Origin of the sequence: Brachybacterium tyrofermentans, assembly GCF_014897585.1 — a bacterium.
Classification (GTDB): Bacteria; Actinomycetota; Actinomycetes; order Actinomycetales; family Dermabacteraceae; genus Brachybacterium; species Brachybacterium tyrofermentans.
This window is the reverse complement of sequence record NZ_JABUXW010000077.1, coordinates 1-1,704: the sequence shown is the minus strand read 5'-3', so window position 1 is coordinate 1,704 and position 1,704 is coordinate 1. Positions and strand designations below refer to the sequence as shown.

General features: G+C 67.3%; 1 protein-coding gene. It reads right to left on the bottom strand.

Features of this window, described 5'->3' with window-relative positions:
* Window positions 1–170: 170 nt before the first annotated feature.
* Window positions 171–1,583: an IS1380 family transposase gene (locus INT49_RS20760; RefSeq protein WP_114329648.1), complete on the bottom strand. Its 1,413-nt coding sequence runs from the start codon at window positions 1,581–1,583 to the stop codon at window positions 171–173.
* Window positions 1,584–1,704: the final 121 nt, after the last annotated feature.

The window sequence follows — 1,704 nt, the reverse complement described above, 5'->3', positions numbered from 1 at the left end:
CCTCGATGTTTCATCGGGGTTGTGAGCGGGGGCGACCGGCGTCGTTGCCGGTGTTCAGCTGCTGATTCTGGCATGTGGGTGTGACGATCTGTCGCCGTGTCCGTGGCGGGCGGTCGGGTTCCACTCCCGAGAAGGTGCTGGGGATCGTAGGGACGAGCGGGCTCGCCGGTTCAGGTCTGCGCGACGGCGATGCGGAGCCGGTTGACGCCGGTCAAGACGGTGAGTGCTTCCGGGGCGTGCCGGGCGAGGTGTAGGACCTTGTGCCGACAGCGCCGCACGAGAGTCGCGGGAATCTCAAACAATCGCGCACGGAGTCGTTTGGGCTCCCACTTCCGCGCGTCGTCACTGGTGAAAGCGATGGTTTGCATCCAGGCGACCAGGTCGGAGGCGAGCTGGACGATCTGGCACCAGACCTGGTTCTGCGCGAAGGACTGCAGCGGGAACTTCATCAGTCCCATGTCCTTCGCGTTCCGGATCCGGTCCTCGCAGCGCGCACGGCGACGGTGACGCAGCTCGAGGACGGGCAGTTGCCCGCGCGGGGCGTTGGTCGCGAACGCGGTGATCCGCATGCCCTCGTGATCGGTGATCCGCAGCTGCGCTCCGGGGTGGGGTCGTTCCTTCCGCACGATCACTCGCATCCCCTCTGGCCAGCTTGTAAGGTCCAGCAGCCCGGTCAGCTCCGCGACCCATGCCCCATCGCGGATCCCGTCGTCCTCGGTGTCGTAGGCGGGAGTCCACGCATCGGCTCTATCGATACGTTCCAGCAGGTCAGGAGTGTGTGCCGGGAGGGTGAACCCGACCGAGTAGCCCAGACGCTGCGTGGTCAGCCAGTCGATGAAGCCCTTGGTGCCGCCGGCCCCGTCGGTGCGGATCAAGATCTTCTTCGAGCCCCGCCCGTCCCGGGCACGCAGGGCTGGTGGGAGCTGGGCGAGAGCCTGGCGAGTGACGGTGATGTGATCGCTGGCGGTGTTCGAGCCCGCGTTGCCCGGGCGCAGGGCGATGGCGAGGGGTTCCCCGGTGCCGGCCTGACCGTGGTCGAGGAACGCGCATAGGGGGTGGTAGCCGAAGCCGCGTTTGAACGTCGGTGCGGCCTGTTCCTTCTCGCTGTGGACGTTGATCAGGGTGGCGTCGAGGTCGATGACCAGCGGGGCCTTCGCGCTGGCCTGCGCGGCCGGGGAGTGATCACCGGCCAGGGTCCAGGCTCGTTCACGCGCGGCACGGCGGGCCCTCGAGATTGCCTCGATCACTGCCGGGGCGTCTTCGGCCAGGGTGGTGAGCGTGCGCGAGATCGTCGGGGCCGAGGCGACGGGCCCGAACAGGCCCGGCTCGCACCGCAACAGGTCAGTGTCCCGAGCGACCTCCCCGCCCACCGTGAGAGTCATCGCAAGGTCCAGCAGAACCTTCGCGGCGTGATGCTCGGCCAGCGGTTTCGTCCAAGGATCCAGCGCTTCGCGCAGCGAATGGGCCAGGCCGGTGGAGTGGAGTGTGTCGGTCAGCAGCACCGCACCGGCATGCGAGACCGCCGGGACCTCGGCAATGTCCACGCGCGGACGAGGGTAGGAGAACAAGGTAGGGTGGGACACCTGAAAGGTGCTCCTTCCGCCGGATCGATACGAGCTTCAACACCCCGTATTATTCCAGGTCAGGAGCACCTTTCTCTAAGCCGTCCGCCGGTCGGGACCACACCCCCATGAAATCCCGAGG